General features: G+C 42.0%; 20 protein-coding genes. 7 read left to right on the forward strand and 13 right to left on the reverse strand.

The window, feature by feature from the left end:
* Nucleotides 1-71 precede the first annotated feature (71 nt).
* Complete coding sequence (locus F885_RS07135) at nucleotides 72-872, reverse strand: AraC family transcriptional regulator (protein WP_005318048.1); 801 nt, start codon at nucleotides 870-872, stop codon at nucleotides 72-74.
* Nucleotides 873-979: 107 nt separating this feature from the next.
* Between F885_RS07135 and F885_RS07130 the strand changes: the two genes are divergently transcribed.
* Nucleotides 980-1,885 carry a DMT family transporter gene (locus F885_RS07130; RefSeq protein WP_004804176.1) on the forward strand — a complete coding sequence of 302 codons (906 nt, stop codon included), beginning with the start codon at nucleotides 980-982 and terminating at the stop codon, nucleotides 1,883-1,885.
* Between the two features lie 27 nt (nucleotides 1,886-1,912).
* Here F885_RS07130 and F885_RS07125 read toward each other — a convergent pair whose 3' ends face one another.
* On the reverse strand, nucleotides 1,913-3,163 hold the full coding sequence (locus tag F885_RS07125; RefSeq protein ID WP_004804178.1) for a YihY family inner membrane protein: 1,251 nt from the start codon (nucleotides 3,161-3,163) through the stop codon (nucleotides 1,913-1,915).
* A 113-nt stretch (nucleotides 3,164-3,276) separates the two neighbouring features.
* Between F885_RS07125 and wrbA the strand changes: the two genes are divergently transcribed.
* Nucleotides 3,277-3,876 (forward strand): NAD(P)H:quinone oxidoreductase, encoded by a 600-nt coding sequence (gene wrbA, locus F885_RS07120; RefSeq protein WP_004804181.1) that lies wholly within the window; start codon nucleotides 3,277-3,279, stop codon nucleotides 3,874-3,876.
* On the opposite strand, the gene F885_RS07115 is transcribed toward wrbA, so the two are convergent.
* A complete protein-coding gene (locus tag F885_RS07115; protein ID WP_005318050.1) occupies nucleotides 3,873-4,247 on the reverse strand; it encodes a hypothetical protein in 375 nt (124 codons plus the stop codon). The two genes, wrbA and F885_RS07115, sit on opposite strands and share 4 nt — an antisense overlap.
* 105 nt (nucleotides 4,248-4,352) lie before the next feature.
* Complete coding sequence (gene lgt, locus F885_RS07110) at nucleotides 4,353-5,165, reverse strand: prolipoprotein diacylglyceryl transferase (protein ID WP_004657788.1); 813 nt, start codon at nucleotides 5,163-5,165, stop codon at nucleotides 4,353-4,355.
* 110 nt (nucleotides 5,166-5,275) lie between these two features.
* Between lgt and F885_RS07105 the strand changes: the two genes are divergently transcribed.
* The 4 genes from F885_RS07105 to F885_RS07090 all read left to right on the forward strand — a co-directional run bounded on the left by F885_RS07105 (nucleotide 5,276) and on the right by F885_RS07090 (nucleotide 10,075).
* The gene (locus tag F885_RS07105; RefSeq protein ID WP_005318053.1) at nucleotides 5,276-6,058 is read left to right on the forward strand and encodes an NRDE family protein; all 783 of its coding nucleotides are present in this window, start codon (nucleotides 5,276-5,278) and stop codon (nucleotides 6,056-6,058) included.
* A 142-nt stretch (nucleotides 6,059-6,200) separates the two neighbouring features.
* Nucleotides 6,201-7,793, forward strand: a complete 1,593-nt coding sequence (locus tag F885_RS07100) for an alkaline phosphatase (protein ID WP_005318055.1) — start codon at nucleotides 6,201-6,203, stop codon at nucleotides 7,791-7,793.
* Between the two features lie 20 nt (nucleotides 7,794-7,813).
* Nucleotides 7,814-9,346 carry an alkaline phosphatase gene (locus F885_RS07095; protein ID WP_005318061.1) on the forward strand — a complete coding sequence of 511 codons (1,533 nt, stop codon included), beginning with the start codon at nucleotides 7,814-7,816 and terminating at the stop codon, nucleotides 9,344-9,346.
* Between the two features lie 78 nt (nucleotides 9,347-9,424).
* The gene (locus F885_RS07090; protein WP_004657793.1) at nucleotides 9,425-10,075 is read left to right on the forward strand and encodes a hypothetical protein; all 651 of its coding nucleotides are present in this window, start codon (nucleotides 9,425-9,427) and stop codon (nucleotides 10,073-10,075) included.
* 234 nt (nucleotides 10,076-10,309) lie between these two features.
* Here the strand turns inward: F885_RS07090 and F885_RS07085 are convergent, their stop codons facing one another.
* From F885_RS07085 to tatA, 4 genes are all read right to left on the reverse strand, one after another.
* The gene (locus F885_RS07085; protein WP_005318065.1) at nucleotides 10,310-12,295 is read right to left on the reverse strand and encodes a PhoX family protein; all 1,986 of its coding nucleotides are present in this window, start codon (nucleotides 12,293-12,295) and stop codon (nucleotides 10,310-10,312) included.
* Nucleotides 12,296-12,478: 183 nt separating this feature from the next.
* A complete protein-coding gene (gene tatC, locus F885_RS07080) occupies nucleotides 12,479-13,243 on the reverse strand; it encodes a twin-arginine translocase subunit TatC (protein WP_005318067.1) in 765 nt (254 codons plus the stop codon).
* Entirely contained in the window at nucleotides 13,240-13,680 is a 441-nt protein-coding gene (gene tatB, locus F885_RS07075) for a Sec-independent protein translocase protein TatB (RefSeq protein ID WP_005201127.1), read from the reverse strand. The genes tatC and tatB overlap by 4 nt, the downstream gene beginning before the upstream one ends.
* A 12-nt stretch (nucleotides 13,681-13,692) precedes the next feature.
* Nucleotides 13,693-13,908, reverse strand: coding sequence for a Sec-independent protein translocase subunit TatA (gene tatA / locus F885_RS07070; protein ID WP_004678519.1), 216 nt, complete (start codon nucleotides 13,906-13,908; stop codon nucleotides 13,693-13,695).
* Between the two features lie 152 nt (nucleotides 13,909-14,060).
* Here tatA and F885_RS07065 point away from each other — a divergent pair, with 152 nt between their 5' ends.
* The gene (locus F885_RS07065) at nucleotides 14,061-14,948 is read left to right on the forward strand and encodes an AEC family transporter (protein WP_005318070.1); all 888 of its coding nucleotides are present in this window, start codon (nucleotides 14,061-14,063) and stop codon (nucleotides 14,946-14,948) included.
* 17 nt (nucleotides 14,949-14,965) lie between these two features.
* Here the strand turns inward: F885_RS07065 and rdgB are convergent, their stop codons facing one another.
* The 5 genes from rdgB to metX all read right to left on the reverse strand — a co-directional run bounded on the left by rdgB (nucleotide 14,966) and on the right by metX (nucleotide 18,602).
* On the reverse strand, nucleotides 14,966-15,589 hold the full coding sequence (gene rdgB / locus F885_RS07060; protein WP_005318072.1) for an RdgB/HAM1 family non-canonical purine NTP pyrophosphatase: 624 nt from the start codon (nucleotides 15,587-15,589) through the stop codon (nucleotides 14,966-14,968).
* Between the two features lie 113 nt (nucleotides 15,590-15,702).
* Nucleotides 15,703-16,170 carry a hypothetical protein gene (locus F885_RS07055; protein WP_005318076.1) on the reverse strand — a complete coding sequence of 156 codons (468 nt, stop codon included), beginning with the start codon at nucleotides 16,168-16,170 and terminating at the stop codon, nucleotides 15,703-15,705.
* 94 nt (nucleotides 16,171-16,264) lie between these two features.
* Nucleotides 16,265-16,852, reverse strand: coding sequence for a tetratricopeptide repeat protein (locus F885_RS07050; protein ID WP_004804208.1), 588 nt, complete (start codon nucleotides 16,850-16,852; stop codon nucleotides 16,265-16,267).
* The gene (gene metW / locus F885_RS07045) at nucleotides 16,849-17,442 is read right to left on the reverse strand and encodes a methionine biosynthesis protein MetW (RefSeq protein ID WP_004804210.1); all 594 of its coding nucleotides are present in this window, start codon (nucleotides 17,440-17,442) and stop codon (nucleotides 16,849-16,851) included. Before metW ends, F885_RS07050 begins: the two co-directional genes overlap by 4 nt.
* On the reverse strand, nucleotides 17,442-18,602 hold the full coding sequence (gene metX, locus F885_RS07040) for a homoserine O-succinyltransferase MetX (RefSeq protein WP_004804212.1): 1,161 nt from the start codon (nucleotides 18,600-18,602) through the stop codon (nucleotides 17,442-17,444). Before metX ends, metW begins: the two co-directional genes overlap by 1 nt.
* Nucleotides 18,603-18,671 lie beyond the last annotated feature (69 nt).

Raw genomic sequence — 18,671 nt, forward strand, 5'->3', positions numbered from 1 at the left:
CCATTTTTTATGCCTGAAAAAAGTGATTTTCTTTTTAGTTGTTCATTTAGTTGGGTGAGCAAACGAAAGGTTTAGCGCCCTTGATACAGTTTACGAAATTGATCTGGGGTGAAATGCATCCAACGTTTAAACATATAAATAAAAGCCGATGAGCTGGCATAACCTAAGTCCAAGGCAATGTTTTCAATGGTTTTACCCTGATTTAACATCGACATCGCTTTCATCACTTTTAAACGTTGCCGCCATTCATGTAACGACATCCCCAATTCTTTTTGACTATAGCGGGCAAGGGTACGTTCGGTCATATTGATCATTTGTGCCAGCTGCTGCAAGGTACTGTTATCCGCAGGAAACTCATGTAAATGGGTCAATATTTTAGCCAGCGCGGGATGTTGTGTTGTAGGTAAATAACTACCAACCAACTCCGCATGAGTTAGTGAATCGAGCAAAACTTGAAGTAAGCGTAAATATTCTGGATCTTGTTCAGAAAAGGGATGTTTGCGGATATGTTCGAGCAGTGCAGAAACCAAGGGTGCTGACAATAAGATACCTGCTTGTTGAGGCATGTTTAGGCAGAGTGATTCATGCACGTACAAGGTGCAATGCGTGACCTCGTTACGATTGATGCCGCTGTGTTGTAAATGTGGCGGCAGCCAAATCCCATAAGGTGGTGGAGTTAAATAATGAATTTGCTCAATATTGACCTCTAAAACACCGTCAAAAGCATAGATAAATTCTCCCCAAGCATGCGCGTGTTTCGGGTAAAACGTCTCTGCAGGTGCATCCCGAATCTGTAGCCATAATGGCGCAGGAATTTCATTGTAGGTCGGGATTGGCTGAAAATCTTGAATCCGTTGTGCTGATTTTTTCATAACATGAGAATTGCCTGAAAATACGCATCTATTGTCGTATTTTCACTATATCATGAAAATACGACAGTCTTATATTGGTGCTCAAACCACAAAATCAGGAGCGCGCAATGGATGAGCGTAAAGCATTAGATGCAACGGCATCGGGTCTGATGATCGTACTGTGTATGATCTGGGGACTACAACAAGTCATTTTAAAAATGGCAGCTCCTGATATTTCGCCCTTAATGCAAATCGCGTTGCGTTCGGGCCTTGCCGCCATACTGCTTTTACCCTTACTTTACTTTGATAAAACCAGTCAGCTTTTTAATCGCCAGAATTTAAAAGCGGGTGCACTGGTTGCTTTTCTATTTTCTCTGGAATTCTTTTTATTGGCACAAGCTTTACAGCTAACTTCGGCTTCACATGCTGTGGTGCTGCTGTACACCGCACCGATTTTTGTCGCCTTGGGCTTACATTGGAAGCTCCCTTCAGAGCGTCTCAGTCTGCTGCAATGGAGCGGCATCGGGATTGCCTTTTTAGGGATCGTGGTGACGTTCTTACGTACGACCTCAGGAGCATCGATTGCGGATCGACAGATGTTGTGGGGGGATTTACTGGCTTTGGCGGGAAGTATTGCTTGGGCTGCAACTACCATTACCGTACGTTTATCCTCACTGGCGCAAGCTGCGGTGACTCAAACGCTGTTTTATCAATTGGCGGGTAGTTTTGTGCTGTTGTTTGGCGCGGCTCTGGTTCTTGGGCAGGCCACGATTCATTTCACTCCATTGGTGATGGGTAGTTTAGCCTTTCATACCTTGGTGGTTTCTTTTGCTAGTTTCTTGGCATGGTTCTGGTTGCTACGAAATTATTTAGCTTCCCGCCTAGGCGTCTTTTCCTTCCTGACTCCTTTATTCGGGATGGCTTTTGGGGTGTGGTTATTGGGTGAAAAAATTGAACTGAATTTTGTGATTGGTTCTGCATTAGTTTTGCTTGGCATTGTAGTGGTGAGTTTACAGGGCTGGTTAAGGAAATAAAAAAGACCTCGAAAGAGGTCTTTTTGCTTACTTCTGTTCAAACAGGGTGGACAGTGGAATGGAAAGCTTGGCTGCTAAGTAATCATTACTTTCAACCAACGAAGGCCCGAGTCGCTCCATCCATTCATCATCCTGATGGATATGCTCAACATCGGGACGTAACGGTAGTGGATAAGGCAGAGCAGTGAAGAAGCTCCAGAAATCCACCTGAGCCAGATTACGGACCAACACATATTCGTCTTTATCCGTGCGCATAATCAGGTTTTGGGCTTCCAGTTGCAAGATAAAAGACGGTAAGCGACCGAGTTCACCTCGACCAATAATATTTAACAGCTCTTTTTCACTGACACTCTGTCCGATTTGCTGTTTTTTATAAAATAATTCCAGAATATCCAGCATCATTAATATCGGATGACGCTTTTGTTCTTTACCTGAATGGAAGGCGGTGAGTGCATAACTGATTTCGACTCCCAATAAGATAATGTTCCAAGATAAATAAATCCATAGCAGGAAAATCGGTACCGCTGCAAAGGCGCCATACACGATTTCATAGCTGGTAAAGTTACTCATTACCCAACCAAAAAAACGCTTCAAAATTTCAAAGATGGTGGCACTAAAGCAGGCTGCAATGAAGGCAGAAAAAACAGGAACAATACGATTGGGAATGGTCCAATATAAAATAAAGAAACCGACAATGGTTAATAAAAATGAAATCAACCACAGAATAAAAGAACCATCGAGTTGATAACCCGCAAAGTTATTACTGAGTACATTGATTGATGCGACGGTCGAAGACAGGACAAAGGCACTGCCCAAAACAATTGGCCCCAATGAAATAATGGTCCAGTAACGCATAAAACCGACCAAGCCTGTTCGGGTTTCTTTCACCCGCCAAATTCGGTTAAATACATTTTCAATCGAGGTCAGCATCAGCACGGTGGTGACAAATAGAAACAGCACACCAATGATGGTCAGGTTACTGGATTTTTCGGTAAAGGCATTGAGGGCCTTGTCAAAAGCAATGGTGCTTTTCGGTAGAAAGTTACTATAGATCAACTGTTGTAGTTGCTGTCTAGCGGGTTCTAAAGCTTTAATCGAGGAGATAATTACTAAAAAAACCGTCAGCATCGGCACCACTGCAAACAGGGTGGTGTAGGTTAAACCACCTGCTTGTTCCCGACAGCGATCTGCTTCAAAACGTCGTAACACAAATACAATAAATTGAAACCATGTTTCCTCTAAAAAAGGCAGTTTTTTTAGATAACGATTTAAGATCATGGGTTCTATCCTAGTTATTTTTAATAAAAATCCTGTCTAATCACAGGATTTACTACAGCTCAAAAAGTAAAAAATGTCGTATAGTGTCCTTTTTAACAAAATTCTTGAAAGTGATGCAACCTTACGTTCTTGTTCTTTATTACAGTAAATACGGTTCAACCAAGCAAATGGCGCATCTGATTGCCGATGGAATTGAAGCTGTAGGTGTGACGGCACGCATTCGTACCGTGCCGAATTTAGCCACTGTTGTGACTGAAGCGGCACCAAGTATTCCAGCAGATGGCGACATTTATTGCACTTTAGAAGATCTTAGCCATTGTTCGGGTTTGGCCTTGGGTTCGCCAACGCGTTTCGGCAATATGGCCAGTGAGATGAAATACTTTTGGGATCAAACCACCAGCCTATGGCTGAATGGTGCTTTGCATCATAAGCCTGCTTGTGTGTTTACATCTTCTGGTTCCATGCATGGTGGGCAGGAAAGTACATTGCTAACGATGTTACCGCCGTTGTTTCATCATGGCATGCTAATTATGGGACTACCCAATTCGATTCCAGCCTTGTCCAATACCAAAACCGGTGGAACACCGTATGGTGCCAGTCATGTCAGTGGCCCACGTCATGATCAGAGCTTAAGTCAAGATGAGAAAATCTTGTGTGAAGCACAAGGCAAGCGTTTAGGGGAAGTGGTGAAAGCGTTGGCTGGAAAATTTTAACTCAGCGAAAGTCGATATTGCTGCCCAGTTGCAACCATTCTCCAGAAAGTAAGATTGTCAGTTGGGTAGGGAATCGGGGCTAAAGCAGGATTCAGGAGCTGTAGTTTTTCTGCACGTTGCTGATCTGCGATTAAACTTGCATAGAGATAATCCAGTAGATCAACGGGGCTAAACACCTGTTTATAAGCATCTTGTAATTCGTTGTTTTGGTTGGCGAAACACACCCGATGTAGCTCATTGTCGTTGATGAAACTGAGTCCAAGTGATTTTTCGATTTGGCTGACCAGCTGCTGATTGAACTGTAGGGGAGAGAGGCTAAGAACCAGCTCATGCACTTTAAAATGGGCGAGATGCTGACGTTGTTGCTGCATTGACTCTCTCCTGAATGGAATAGAATCAATATACGCTGTTTCTGAAAGATTGATAAATAGCTTAAATTATTGGCCTAAAAAAGGGAGCATTCGCTCCCATTTTTATTATTTCTTTAACTGCCAGTCATAGATATTTTTACGGTAAGCGTACCAGATCATCCACAGACCAATAATAATCATTGGGAAGCTGAGAATCTGACCTTTGGTCATCCAGCCAAATAAAATGTAGCCTTGGTCTGCATCGGGTTCGCGGAAGAATTCCATAAAGAAGCGAGCAATACCATAGCCGACAAGGAATAGAGCTGAAACGGCCATACGCGGACGAGGTTTAGAACTAAACCACCACAATACGATAAAGAGGATCAAACCTTCACAGAGGGCTTGATAGATTTGTGAGGGATGGCGCACCAAACCGAGTGGATCTGTTGGGAAAATCATTCCAAAAGGATAGCTTGGGTCTTGTACTGGGCGGCCATATAGTTCACCGCCAATAAAGTTACCAAAGCGGCCAAACATTAAGCCTGTTGGTACGCAGGGTGCAATAAAGTCCAAGGTTTGGAACCATGTTTTTTGGTATTTTTTACACCAAAACAGCATCGCAATCATCACACCAAGGAAGCCGCCGTGGAAGCTCATGCCACCAGTCCAGACTTGGAATAACCACAATGGATTTTCTAAAAATTTACCAAATTCGTAGAACAACACATAGCCGACACGACCACCGAGCACAACACCTAACGCGCCGTAGAAGACCAGATCTGACACCATGTCGCCTGTCCAGCCATCACGTTGTTTAGCGCGATACGATGCTAAACCCCATGCGCATAGAAAAGCCAGAAGATACATCAGCCCGTACCAGTGCACTTTCACTGGTCCTAAGCTCAGCGCAACTGGATCAATATTTGGATAGGTCAGCATCGCTGCTCCTCAATTTTATATTTTGAGCAGATTGTAGCGGAATGATGTGAAAAATGTTGTACATTCAATGTGAAAGATCAATGTCCCAAAACGTGGGAGAAAAAGGGCTTATGTGTATTGTCGCTTTTGCATGGCAGGTGTTGGATGAAATGCCGCTGTGTTTAATTTCAAATCGGGATGAGTTTTATCATCGACCAAGTGCTGCCTTGCATGCATGGCAAAACAGCAGCATTGTGGCAGGACAGGACTTGCAGTCTGGCGGGACGTGGATGGGCGTGACAGCATCAGGACGTTGGGCGATTGTCACCAATTTCCGTAATGGCCGCGATCAAAAAAGTTATACGACTTCTCGCGGGCATCTGATTCAATCTTTTTTGGAAAGTGATTTAGCCCCGATTCGTTTTGCTCAGCAATTGGAACAACAGCAACAGGAGTATGCGGGCTTTAATTTGTTTGTTGGAGATACTGAGCAAGCCGTTTATATGAGTAACCGAGGTGAAGCCCCACAAGTGCTTGCCAATGGCGTTTATGTGGTCTCAAATGGATTAATGTCAGAAGATTGGCAGAAAACCAGACATTTGCGTAAACGCTTTACTCAAGAGTTTTTACCGATGTTGCAGCAACCACAAATTGCAGAATCCGCAATCGATGCCGCCGCTTGGGATATTTTGGAAGATGAGCGTAAAGTCATCGCCAATCTGTTACCCGATACGGGAATCAATCCAGAGATGGAAGCCTTATTGTCGTCCACCTTTATTCAAAGTCCAATTTATGGGACACGATGCTCTAATTTTTTAAGATTGACGGACGCCGAATGGCAATGGCTAGAGAAATCTCAACAGGGAGAACAGCAGGGACAGGTGATTGATCTACACGTCAATTTGAATCTTTAAGTTGATATGTTATAACATAATTATCTATATAAAACAACAAGATGAAATAATACTGTCATCAAGGTGACATAAAAGGGTCACCCAGCATTGTTATGGTGTAGCCAATCAAGTTACGTCCAAACAATACATCTGGGGATATTCTATGTTCTTATCGAAGACGAGCTTTTCCAAAAAGCTATTGGCGGTCAGTTTAATGGCAGTCTTATCAGCTGGAATGACTGCTTGTAACAATAGTGATAATAATGACGAAACAGAAGTACCAAAAACACCAACTGCAAAAAATGTAATTTTCTTTTTAGGCGATGGTATGGGGATTACCACCTTAACTGCATCGCGTATTTACTCTGTTGGCGAGGATGGTGATTTGACCATTGATACGCTGCCAGAAACCGCATTTGTTCGTACCTTTTCAGAAGATGGTCAAGTGACAGACAGTGCGCCATCTATGGCAGCCTATATGACAGGCGTGAAAATGAATAATGAAGTCATTTCCATGCAGACAGGCACCATCGCATCCCCACCGAAAGCAGATGGTACCAGTACCTGTGACGATGTTGCAGCCAATAAAGGCAAGAAACCAGCAGAAACATTGCTTGAACTTGCTAAAGCGCAAGGCATGGGCACTGGGCTTGTCACCACAACCCGTATTACCCATGCAACACCTGCTACGACCTATGCGCATGTGTGCCATCGTGATGCTGAGAACGATATTGCAGCACAATTGGTTCCAGCAGGTAAGGGAACAGGATGGGGTGCGTATAACACTAAATTAAACGATGGTGTGGATGTGGTCTTGGGTGGTGGCTTGCGCCAGTTTAAACCAACGACGGTATCGGGTGGTAAACGGGCTGATGGTCGTGATCTGGTCAAAGAAATGCAAGATCAGGGCTATAGCTTTGTTTCAAGCGGAAGTGATTTAATCAAAATTGATCCAAGCAAAACCAAGAAATTATTGGGCTTATTCAATGCCAGCCATATGAACTATGACTTGGATCGTACCAATAAGAAAATTGATGAGCCAAGTCTTGCTGATATGACCACCAAGGCGATTGATGTCTTACAAGCGAAAAACAAAAGCTTCTTCTTGATGGTTGAAGGCGGACGTATTGACCATGCTTTGCATGACACCAATGCAAAACGTGCCTTACAAGATACCGTTGCTTTTGATAATGCGATCAAAGCAGCGATTGATAAAGTCAAAAAAACAGATCCAGAGCTTAAGAATACTTTGATCGTGGTGACTGCTGACCATGACCACACCATGGTCTTGAATGGTTATGCGAAACGTACCGGTAAATATGTAAAAGGTGCAGAGACAAGTGTACTAGGCTTGGTTAAAAATTATAACAAAGCTGGCTATGCGACTGATGAAAATGGAACACCGTATCCAATTATTGGCTTTGGTACTGGTAAAAAGCGCCTAGATGATAACCGTCTTGAAGCACGTGGTAAGTTAGTGGATAACGATACCTGTAATCCAGTCGCAGGCCCAGCAGGTAAATATACCGATAGTCGTGGAACGGACATTGATAAAGAAGGTTGGTGTACAGGTACGGCTGCAGATGATTTCCAACAGGAAGCCGTGGTGCAAACTGGTTTGGCGGATAGTGAAACACATGGCGGTACCGATGTCTTCTTGGGTGCAATTGGTGTCGGCTCAGACAATTTCCATGGCAGCCTCGAAAATATCGAAGTATTTAACTTAGTTCGTAAAGCCATTGGCCTAGATAAATAACAACAGACTGGAGAACGATGATGTTAAAACAATTTAAATTAGGTCAGTTCGCTATGAAAGCTTCTGCTTTAACTGTTGCATTAGTTGCGGCAAGTACGGGTGTACAGGCAGCGGGTGAAGCCAAAAATATCATTTTCTTTCTAGGCGATGGTATGGGGCCAACCACCGTCACGGCCAGCCGTATTTATGGTTATGGCGAATCTGGTAAGTTAACCATGGACACTTTACGCCGTACCGTACGCATCAAGACTTATTCAGAAGATGGTCAAACTACCGATAGCGCGCCGTCAATGGCGGCTTATATGACGGGCAAGAAAACCCGTAATGAAGTGATTGGAATGACACCGGGAACGGTCGCGGTTGAACCAGGTACGTGGACAGATGGAAAAAACACGATATCCAATGCCATTAATAATTGCCCAACACCAGGTTCGAGTGTCGCTGCGGGCAGCCCTGCAGAAACGATTCTAGAACTTGCTAAAGCCAATGGCAAAAAAGTGGGCGCGATTACCACCACAGAATTGACTCACGCAACACCTGCTGCGACCTTCTCTCATGTATGTAATCGTAATGCACAGTTTGAGATTGCACGTCAGATCATTCCTGGCGGAGCAGGTTATAACACTAAACTGTTAGATGGCGTTGATGTATTGATGGGTGGCGGGCGCAATCATTTCACCCCTTATAATGCAGTTGATAACAAGAAGGGGCGTATTGATGGGCGTAACCTATTGAATGAATTAAAAGCCAAAAACTACACTGTTGGTGCGACCAAAGCAGAGATGGATGCAGCACCATTGAATAAAAAATACATCGGTCTTTACTCTGCCACTTCACATCTGGAATATGATTTGGATCGCACGAGAACAGCGCCAAACCAACCAAGTTTGGCTGAAATGACCGCGAAATCAATTGACCTGCTACAAGCACAAGATACTGCGGGCAAAGGCTTTTTCTTGATGGTGGAAGGTGGACGTATTGACCATGCTTTACACGGCACCAATGCCAAACGCGCATTGCAAGACACCATTGCTTTTGATAATGCGATTAAGACGGCATTGGATAAAATCAAGAAAACCGATCCTGAATTAAAGAATACCCTGATCGTTGTTACGGCTGACCACGACCATACCATGACCTTTAATGGCTATACCGCGCGTACTGGAAAAACGACGACTACTAATCCAGGTATTTTAGGTTTGAGTTATAGTTATCAAGAAGCCAAAGCGACCGATGCTCGCACGCGTGTATTGGCTGATGGTAAAAAGCATGCACCGAATCTGGATGTCAATGGTAGAACCTCAACCACTTTGGTGTTTGGTAATGGTGGTGGACCACGTCCAACGTCACGTATTGATATTACTGATGATGAAGCGGCGGCAGATGATTATTTGCAACAAGTCGGCGTTAAACTCGGTAATCCTGGTTCTGAAACACATGGTGGTGGTGATGTGCTGTTATTTGCTGAGGGTGCAGGTTCACAAGTGTTTAAAGGTACACGTGAAAATGCATGGGTATTCAGTAAATTAAAAGAAGTCTTTGGTTTTAAATAAACGCTTTATTGAAGATTTTCATCATATTGCAAACAACCTCAGTCACTATGACTGAGGTTTTTTTATGTAGGAAATAACATGCGTCTAGTGATGAGTGCGGTATTACTGAGCTTGGGAATGACGTCTTTGCATGCGGCTCCAGTATTAAGTGCCAATATTACCCGTGAGACCCAAACCATTGGCAATGATGGAGTGACACGTACCAGTGTGTTTCAGGAACGCATGTATCGTAATACTCAGAATATTTGGATTGAACGTGTACTGCCTAAACATCACCAACATGGACATGAAAAGGGTGGACATAAACATTTAGATTTGGCTGAAGCAGCCCAGCATTATTTTATTGATCAGAAAAAACAGCCCAAACTCAATTTGGTGCTGATGGAAGATAAAACTGTCGTCCATTTGCAAGATGCGGATGTCGATATGTTAGGGCTCAGCAACTGTTGGAACTGTGTCTATTTTTTGATAGACCCTAAAAGTTTAAAGGGAATGACCGTCAAGAAAAAAGACAGCAACAGCACTTGGTATGAAAGCCAGAATAAGAAAAATAAAATGAATATTGAATGGGATAATCGCAATAACATTGCCAAACGGGTTGAAGTGCGCAGTCTAGATGGTTTGCGCTATGACATTCTGAAAGCCAATATCCAACAGGTCAATATTGCAGAACCTTGGAAAAGCTACAGTAAATTTACCAGCAAAGATTATTCAGACTTTGGTGATTAATTGCATAAAGTTGGATTGGCTGAATTGAGCTCCTTTTTTTAAAGGGGCTTTTTTATCAGAAAAATAGATCTGCTCTGTGACCGTTGCTATTTCAATCTTTGAACACAATGAGCCTACTTTTCTATTATTTTTACATCAACACCAGCGCTAGCCGAATGATTGGATTGTGATGGATTGAGATAAGCAAATGCCGACATGATGTCGGCATTTGCTTTTTAAGCTGAACGCTTAAATTTAAGCTTTCTTCTCAATCGATGGTCCGACTGGGTCAGCGGTGATATAGCCGACACTTGCACTATAACCACCATTGTAGTTGGCTAATACTTTTGCTTTTAATTCAGCTGGAAGGCTTGAGCTATCACCCGCATGTTGGAAGTTGCTCATGATATAGGTCCAACCATTCACTGAGTCAACTGCATGTAGACCAGTAGATTCTGCACCTGCTGGTGTAGACAGAATTCGGTCTAAAGACTTGGTCTCAACGTTATAAGCCCAAAGGAAGTTATTGGTATGGTTACCACTATCTTCACCGATGAACAAAGTACGTAAAGTTTCAGAGAATTTTAGGTTGTCTGGGCTTGCAATGTTATTTGGATCAGCCGTATTGCCCAAGCTATCTACTGGAATGTCTTTGCCCATAAGAACCATATGGCTTTGGTAAGGCGTCCACTCACTATTGATCACATTGTTTAAGTGGTCAACTTGACTGCCTTTCAAGTCATGCGCAAGTACACCACCAGCTTTCAATGTGCTCTTGAATTTAACATTGTGTGCAGCAACCCAACCTGATTTACCTTCGATCATCGAGTCTTGAATATTGGCAAGTGCAGAATAAGCAACCTTATCCTTAATATTAACGGTAGTTCCTTCCATCTTGGTGAATGCCATACTACCGCCTTTAAGGGCTGCATAACGGTGCGTTTCGAGGAAGGCAGCAGCTAATTCGATTTCTGCTTTGCTGAAACCATTATTGGCTTCTTTTAACTTGATCCAGAGTGTTTTCTTATCCAATACAATCTGCGTATAACCCGTTAAGTCTGCAGGTGCCGTGGTTAAGCTCTCCATAATATTTTCAGCTTTAATGCCGCGAACATTGACTAAGTCTTCAATGGTTTTACTATCGGTATGACCCAGTTTGATCCATTTAATTGGTGCTGTAGAAGTTTCATTCAACTCAGCAGTGTACTTTGCAACGTATAGTGTTCCCGCAGATAAATCTTTTTCTTTATCTGCAACAAACATAAAGAAACCACCGTTGGTATAGTCATCACCCATGATCACGCTACGGTTGTCTGGCATCACTTGAATCAGCTCATGTGAAATACGGCCTAAGCAATAGTGCTTAACTGCAGTACCACGACCTTTACCATCCAGAATGATTTCTGGTAAATGACCATAGTTATAGACATTGGCCGTATTTTCATTGCCATATAGATTTTTACTGTAGGCTCTTAATGTTGCTAAGGTACTACCGATTTGATCAAAGGCATCTGGTTCATATTCTTCACTTGAAAGGTGTGTATTCCAAGGTGAAAGGCTAGCACCACAAGTAATCCATAGGCCATGAACTTTAGACATGTCGACATTGAAGTATTTTTTCAATGCAAGATGTCCGGTTTTCTGATCTTGATCTAAAGTCAATACGGCAATAGGAGATGGCAACTGACCATACATACTTTGTTTGGCCAAGTTTTGTGTGGTGTATTCGAACTGAACCACATGGAACACAGGGTTATTGACGCCGTCAACTTTTGCATCTTTGAGATGAATCATTGAAGAGCCATCTGGACAGTCAGAGAAGAATTGACGTTCTTGACCTGCCACCGATGTATCTCTGATCGCTTTGTTATTAATGTCGTAATAGCTACCTGCGATAATTTTGCCGCCGTTGATATTGTCAACTTCCATACCTGTGCGGAAAAATTCTTGATAACCTAATTTATATTCAGTGCTGGTATTGTCTTCCCAAGTCACTGTTAAACTTGATTTAACAGAAGTAGTGGCCATTTCTGCTGTGGTTGATGGAGCAGCCATAGGTGTAAATTTGGCATTTTTAAATTTAACCAGTTTTGCTGGTGGTGTAACAACGTTATTATCGTTGTCATCATTGCAACCCGTTAAAGCTGCTGCTGTGCCCATTGCCCCTAGTGGTAAAAACGGAACACCCGCGAACCATTTTAAAATATCACGACGACTTGGCTGATTGGTATTGGCTGTCATAGTAAATCCGTATCTGTAATATATGATAAATAAATCCTGATAGATTCTATGTAGCGGAGATGACAGTTTTCTGACAGTTTGAAGGCAGTTTAAAGACAAATTTGATTTTATAACTAATTAATAAATATAGGGTTGTAATAAAAAAATCCCCGGTAGTTTTCGGAGATTTGTCAAGTATTCAAGTTAAGTAGATGCTTTTCTTTTTTCCAGTATTTTTCCAAATAGCAGGCCGAGCTCAAATAACATCCACATCGGAACTGCCAGCATGATCATCGATAAGGCATCGGGTGGCGTCACAAACATCGCGACAAAGAAACACCCGACTACGATGAAGCGACGCTTTTCGATCAGTGTTTGGGTGCTGACCACGCCAATTAAAATCAAAACTAAAGTAATAATTGGGATTTCAAAGGTAAAACCGAACACCAAGAATAATTTTAGACAGAAGCTTAGATAGCTGTTGATGTCTGTCATTGGTGCAACTGTTTCTGGGGAAACACTAATAAAGAAATGTAAAATCGCAGGTAAGGTAATGAAATAAGCAAATGCTACCCCTAAATAGAACAGCACAATACTGCCTAATAAGAGGGGAATGGCCAAATGACGTTCTTTTTCATAAAGTGCTGGTTTGATGAATGACCAGATCTGATAAATGATATAGGGCATTGCCAGCATAAACGCGACAAATAAATTCAGCTTAAACGGTGCCATAAATGTTGCAGTGACATCGGTTGCAATCATGGTCGAGGTTGCAGGCAGCTGTTGTCTTAATGGCTCAGACAGCCATTGATAGGTGGTATTTCTAAAAGGCAATAAGCAGAAGAAAAGAAAAATCGTTACCCCAACAATCTTAAATAGATATTGGCGCAGCACAATCAAATGCTGCATCACAGGCATTTGCTGTAAGGGTTCATCAGTAGTGACTGAAGTCGATGGTAATTGGCTCATACGGCAATCTTTAATTCTGTATCAAACTGTTGAGTCGGTAGCTTCGGCTCAGGTTTGAAAGGTAACTGCTTTTGATATTCAAGACTGAAAGGAATGGTCGTTTGCTGAGAAAAAAGCGTATAGATGATTGGGGCTTTAGTCTCAGTTTTTGCTTCTTCAACTTCAGAAGACGTTTGTGTATTTTTAAGCGCGTCTAACTGTTGTTGCATCCTGCGTTCAAGTTCAGTGATTTTATCAATTTCTTTTTGCATTTCTTCGCGGAACTCAGAAAGGCGTAATTCTCGATCAATTTCGTTCTGAATGTTGTTGATAAACTTTTTAATTTTTCCATACCATTTCGCTACGAATCGTGCAGCTTCTGGCAATTTATCAGGACCGAGCACCAGCAATGCAATCACGGCAAAGCAAAAGATCTCGGTCATTCCCAAATTCAGCATAATCGTGCTCGCTTAGCTTTTTACTGAGCTTTCAGTATTTTTAACTTGAGCATCAATGGTACGAGGTTCATTTAAAGGTGTCGCAGCTTCTTCTTCTTTCATTGATTTTTTGAAGTCTTTGACTGCACCGCCAACATCTTTACCGAGGTTTTTTAGCTTCGATGTACCAAACAGTAGAATCACCACAATTGCAAAAATCAGTACATGCCAAATTGATAAACCAGCCATCATTCTATTCCTATAAAACTTTGGATATATCTCAACAGCTTGGCATGACAAAGATGTGACACTTATATTGCAGTTTTAAGACAGCGCATTTACCCAATGGTAAATAGTGCTAGCATATGCAGCATATCAAGACATGATAAAAACAGATCGACATGACCTTTATTCTCCCCATCAGTGCCTTTATTTTCGGGCTGTTGCTTGCTCAATTCAAAGTCGCGGAACAGGCGAAGAAAATCTTATCTTCATTATTGGCACGCTTATTTATTCCTGTGGTGATCATCTACAACATGGTGTTTTATCAGGCAGGTAGCTTTGCATTGATGGGATTTAGTTTTATTACATCGATTATTTTATTTTATGGTTTTTTCCACTTCTCAAAGGATCGCCTACAAGCGCTCTGTATGAGTTATAGCAATATTGGTTGGTTAGGTTTTCCATTTGCCATCGCCTTATTTGGAGAGCAGGTCAGTGGGGCTATGATCGCGCTATATATCGGGGGTTCACTGTTTGGCAATATTTGGGCAGTTGCTGCGGTTTCAGAAGGGCAGACTAATTACGTTGCAACACTGCATAAAGTTCTCAAGTCACCACCGGTCTTGGCCTTGTTTGCAGCCTTGATTCTATGGTTATTGGGGGCTCATCATTTGCAGGGTAATGGGGTTGTAGAAGGGCTGTATGATATTGCCAAATTTGGGATGAGCTTTGCGGGCATGTGTATTTTGGGAATGTGGCTGAGACATACCCGTGTACATATGGCTGATTTGTGGCTGAGTACTCGCACTTTAATGTTCAAGCTCTTGTGTGGTGTGGTGATCTGTACATCAACCTATTATTTTATTACGATTCCGAAGATTGAATCATTGCTTCCTGTACTGTTTTTCTTATTTTGTTTACCTCCTGCTGCCAATATTGTTGCTTTGGAAACCCATTATCAAGGTACAGGTGTGTCAGCCCGCTATATTGCTGCGGGAACCATCATGAGCTGTGTGGTGATTGTGATCTATGGTCTATTGCTGCATATAAAAAATGCCCTCATCTAGGAGGGCATTTTTATGTTTTAAACCAGACTGGCTTTAAACAGCTGCATCGCTTGACCACGATGGCTAATTTTATTTTTCTCAGCTTTGCTCAGTTCAGCACTCGAAACATTGAGTTCAGGCAGCCAGAATAAAGGGTCATAACCGAAACCATTTTCACCACGAGCTGCTTCTAAAATCGCACCTTTCCAGATGCCTTGGAAAATTTGTGGGAGAGGATCTTCTGCATGCGTGACCAGTGCGAGTACACACACAAACATCCCTTCAATGATTTCACCTTTCTTACGCAAAGGCGCAAGATCAGCCAATAGTTTCTGATTGTTGGCAGCATCATGACCATGTTCACCTGCATAGCGTGCCGAGTAGATGCCTGGTGCACCACCTAAGATCGGAACACATAGTCCAGAGTCATCTGCTAGCGCAGGTTTACCTGAAAGCTTAGATGCATGACGTGCTTTGATAATGGCATTTTCAACAAAGCTGAGACCGTCTTCAATCGCATCTTCAATATCGAGTTTACCTTGAGGAATAATCTCGACAGGAAGATCAAGTTGTTGAAACAGATGTTCAAATTCGACTACTTTGCCTTTGTTATTACTTGCAAGGACAAGGCTGCCTTGGTTGAGCCATGGTTGGGTAGACATATCAGTTTCAGATCAGTTTAGATTGAGTGGAATTTTAGGGGGTTTTTATTGAATTAGGTAGTGCTGAATTATCGTATTCTAAAAGTTAAGAGGAATTGCTTTTTTCCATATCTTTAACTCTGTGTAGATAAGAAATCTTTTAAATCGTTTATGAAATCTTTAAATACAGTATCTGGTTCAGAAGGCGTATATCCTTCAAAACTTAAGTAGAACTGGTCATCATAGTAATTTAATAACTCAAAAAGATCTTCATTCTCTACAGCCTTAGATAAAGCCAAGAGCTTCTGAAGAAAAGGAAATAGGAGCTCTTGGCTTTTGACTAACTCTAGATGTTTTTCAATATAATCTTTTAAGAGGTTATTGACTGATTCCTTTGTTAAATCTGTATTAAATAGACTTCGGGATAATTGATTAAAATAGGTTCTAACTTGTTCTGGTGTTGATAGAAAGCATATTTCTAAAGCTAAATCATTCGATGAATCTTTTTCTAATGTCTCAATTGCCCACCTTTGGATTTCTTCTAGTGTTATTGTTTCCAATTCTAGTTTTGCTTTGAATATCGCCTTTTCTATATCGCTCATTGAATAAACTTAATTAAATATGAATGTTATCAATATAATAAAAAACCGACTTTCACAAGTCGGTTTTTATATCACTCAATAGATCTAAACAAGATTATTGTGCTTGAATCCATTTATCAGCACGGTCACGTGCAGTACGAATCTGATCTTGAGTTAAGTTTGCAGCCAATGCTGTTTTCTTACCTTCAGAAAGACTGATCACTTTGGTATCTAACATACCATCACGGGTTGAAAGCTCATACCACTGATAAGCACCAACAAAGTTTTTCTTCTGCTCTTCCATCATCGCAAGATTGAAGCTGGCACGGTTGTCACCATTGCTTGCTGCTTTCTCGAAATATTTACGCGCTAAAGCATCGTCTTTCTTTACACCAATACCATCGGCATACATACGGCCAACATTCAATTGTGCTGCAGATAAACCTTGATCTGCTGCTGCTTTGAATAAAGAAAATGCTTGTTTTTCATCTTTAGCAACATCTTTACCAAACTGGTAACGGGTTGCTAAGTAAAACTGTGCCCCAGCTTGACCAGATTTTGCTGCGCTTTGTAGTTCATTGATACCCATCACTGAATATCGCGCTGCCTGTGTTGCAACCGATTGAGGTTGAGCAACATAGTCAGCGTGCGCTTGTATACTGATCAGACCAAATAAAAATGTGCTGATTAATGTCTTTTTCATAGAGCGCTCACTCGATAAATTGCGACTTCACCAAATAGGTTCGGCATATGCTTACTGAGCACACTACCTTGTTGGTCACCATTAACGGCAAGTCGATTAATAATTTTAATCCGATTCTCAGCACATAAGGCTTCAAAGTCACGGAAAGTACATAAATGAATATTCGGGGTGTTATACCACATATACGGTAAAGCTTCCGAAACAGGCATTTTCCCTTTCAATGCAAGAAAAGAACGTGTCTTCCAATATGCAAAATTTGGAAAAGTAATAATGGCCTGTTTGCCGACACGCACCATATCACGAAGTAATACATCTGGTGCATCTACAGCTTGCAAAGCTTGTGCCATAACCACAGAGTCAAAAGACTGGTCGGCAAAACGGCTTAAACCGAGGTTTAAGTCCTGTTGGATAATATTTAACCCCCGACTGATGGCAATTGCAATCTTTTCTTGATCAATTTCTAGACCATAGGCACGAATATTGTGCTGTTTGCTCATATGAGCCAGCAATTCACCATCACCACAGCCTAAGTCTAGCACGCTAGAGTTCGGGTTAATCCATTTTTCGGCGAGTCGTTGATCTATACGCATTAGTGCTGCTCCTGCGATGTCGATTGCAACTGTTGTTCTCCACCTAAAAATGCGCGTAGCGTTTTTACATACAGTGGAATAGGAAATAAGAACGAGTCATGACCTTGTTCAGCATCAATATCTAAGTAGCTGACAGGCTTATGATTATCAATCAAAGCATCCACCAGTTCTTGAGAACGGCTTGGACTAAAGCGCCAGTCTGTAGTAAATGAAATCACCAAAAATTGGCACTTCGGTTGACTCATTGCCTTCGTCAAAGAATGTTCATATTCACGCGAAGGGTCAAAATAATCCAAGGCCTTGGTCATAATCAAGTAAGTATTTGCATCGAAATTGCGGCTAAATTGTTCACCTTGGTAACGCAAATAGCTTTCCACTTGGAATTCGACATCAAAACCATACATAAATTTGCCCGATTTTAAATCGCGACCAAATTTCTGTTTCATGGCTTCTTCTGACAAGTAGGTGATATGACCCACCATACGCGCCAAAATCAAACCACGTTTTGGATAACTGTCATTTTCTAGATAACGTCCATGATGGAAATCAGGATCAGATAGAATTGATTGGCGTGCAACTTCGTTGAAGGCAATATTTTGGGCTGATAATTTTGGTGCGCTGGCGATGATGGCGCATTTTTGTAATCGGTCTGGATAATCCAAAGACCATTGTAAGGCTTGCATGCCGCCCAGAGAGCCGCCAATCACAGAATACCAAACTTTAACGCCTAAACGGTCAGATAACATGGCTTGAGTTTTGACCCAGTCACGCACCGTGACTAATGGAAAGTCAGGACCATAGGGGCGATTTTCATTTTCTGGATTCGGTGAAGTCGGGCCAGTTGAACCACTGCATCCACCGATATTATTTAAGGAAACAACAAAGAAGTGATTGGTATCAATCGCTTTTCCAGGGCCAATACAGCTGTCCCACCAGCCTGCCTTCTTATCATCTTCATGATGATAGCCTGCAGCATGGTGATGTCCTGACAGCGCATGGCAAATCAGAATGGCATTGGATTGATCTGCATTGAGGGTTCCATAGGTTTCAACCATTAAATCGAAACGTGGCAATACACGGCCACATTCAAGTTCTAAGGGTTGTTCAAATTGAAACTTTTGTGGTGTGACTAAACCCACTGAATCCGATGGAAAAGACACTGGAATGATTCGCCCTATAATAAATCATTAATAATAAAAGGATACCAATTCAGGTATCCTTTCAAAAGT

The sequence above is a fragment of the Acinetobacter higginsii genome (genome assembly GCF_000369845.1).
In the GTDB taxonomy this organism is placed as follows: domain Bacteria; phylum Pseudomonadota; class Gammaproteobacteria; order Pseudomonadales; family Moraxellaceae; genus Acinetobacter; species Acinetobacter higginsii.

What these genes read in the sequence shown, in the direction of transcription:
- F885_RS07135 (WP_005318048.1), bottom strand. Translation starts at nt 872, where the DNA reads ATGAAAAAATCAGCACAACGGATTCAAGATTTTCAGCCAATCCCGACC.
- F885_RS07130 (WP_004804176.1), top strand. Translation starts at nt 980, where the DNA reads ATGGATGAGCGTAAAGCATTAGATGCAACGGCATCGGGTCTGATGATC.
- F885_RS07125 (WP_004804178.1), bottom strand. Translation starts at nt 3,163, where the DNA reads ATGATCTTAAATCGTTATCTAAAAAAACTGCCTTTTTTAGAGGAAACA.
- wrbA (WP_004804181.1), top strand. Translation starts at nt 3,277, where the DNA reads ATGCAACCTTACGTTCTTGTTCTTTATTACAGTAAATACGGTTCAACC.
- F885_RS07115 (WP_005318050.1), bottom strand. Translation starts at nt 4,247, where the DNA reads ATGCAGCAACAACGTCAGCATCTCGCCCATTTTAAAGTGCATGAGCTG.
- lgt (WP_004657788.1), bottom strand. Translation starts at nt 5,165, where the DNA reads ATGCTGACCTATCCAAATATTGATCCAGTTGCGCTGAGCTTAGGACCA.
- F885_RS07105 (WP_005318053.1), top strand. Translation starts at nt 5,276, where the DNA reads ATGTGTATTGTCGCTTTTGCATGGCAGGTGTTGGATGAAATGCCGCTG.
- F885_RS07100 (WP_005318055.1), top strand. Translation starts at nt 6,201, where the DNA reads ATGTTCTTATCGAAGACGAGCTTTTCCAAAAAGCTATTGGCGGTCAGT.
- F885_RS07095 (WP_005318061.1), top strand. Translation starts at nt 7,814, where the DNA reads ATGTTAAAACAATTTAAATTAGGTCAGTTCGCTATGAAAGCTTCTGCT.
- F885_RS07090 (WP_004657793.1), top strand. Translation starts at nt 9,425, where the DNA reads ATGCGTCTAGTGATGAGTGCGGTATTACTGAGCTTGGGAATGACGTCT.
- F885_RS07085 (WP_005318065.1), bottom strand. Translation starts at nt 12,295, where the DNA reads ATGACAGCCAATACCAATCAGCCAAGTCGTCGTGATATTTTAAAATGG.
- tatC (WP_005318067.1), bottom strand. Translation starts at nt 13,243, where the DNA reads ATGAGCCAATTACCATCGACTTCAGTCACTACTGATGAACCCTTACAG.
- tatB (WP_005201127.1), bottom strand. Translation starts at nt 13,680, where the DNA reads ATGCTGAATTTGGGAATGACCGAGATCTTTTGCTTTGCCGTGATTGCA.
- tatA (WP_004678519.1), bottom strand. Translation starts at nt 13,908, where the DNA reads ATGGCTGGTTTATCAATTTGGCATGTACTGATTTTTGCAATTGTGGTG.
- F885_RS07065 (WP_005318070.1), top strand. Translation starts at nt 14,061, where the DNA reads ATGACCTTTATTCTCCCCATCAGTGCCTTTATTTTCGGGCTGTTGCTT.
- rdgB (WP_005318072.1), bottom strand. Translation starts at nt 15,589, where the DNA reads ATGTCTACCCAACCATGGCTCAACCAAGGCAGCCTTGTCCTTGCAAGT.
- F885_RS07055 (WP_005318076.1), bottom strand. Translation starts at nt 16,170, where the DNA reads ATGAGCGATATAGAAAAGGCGATATTCAAAGCAAAACTAGAATTGGAA.
- F885_RS07050 (WP_004804208.1), bottom strand. Translation starts at nt 16,852, where the DNA reads ATGAAAAAGACATTAATCAGCACATTTTTATTTGGTCTGATCAGTATA.
- metW (WP_004804210.1), bottom strand. Translation starts at nt 17,442, where the DNA reads ATGCGTATAGATCAACGACTCGCCGAAAAATGGATTAACCCGAACTCT.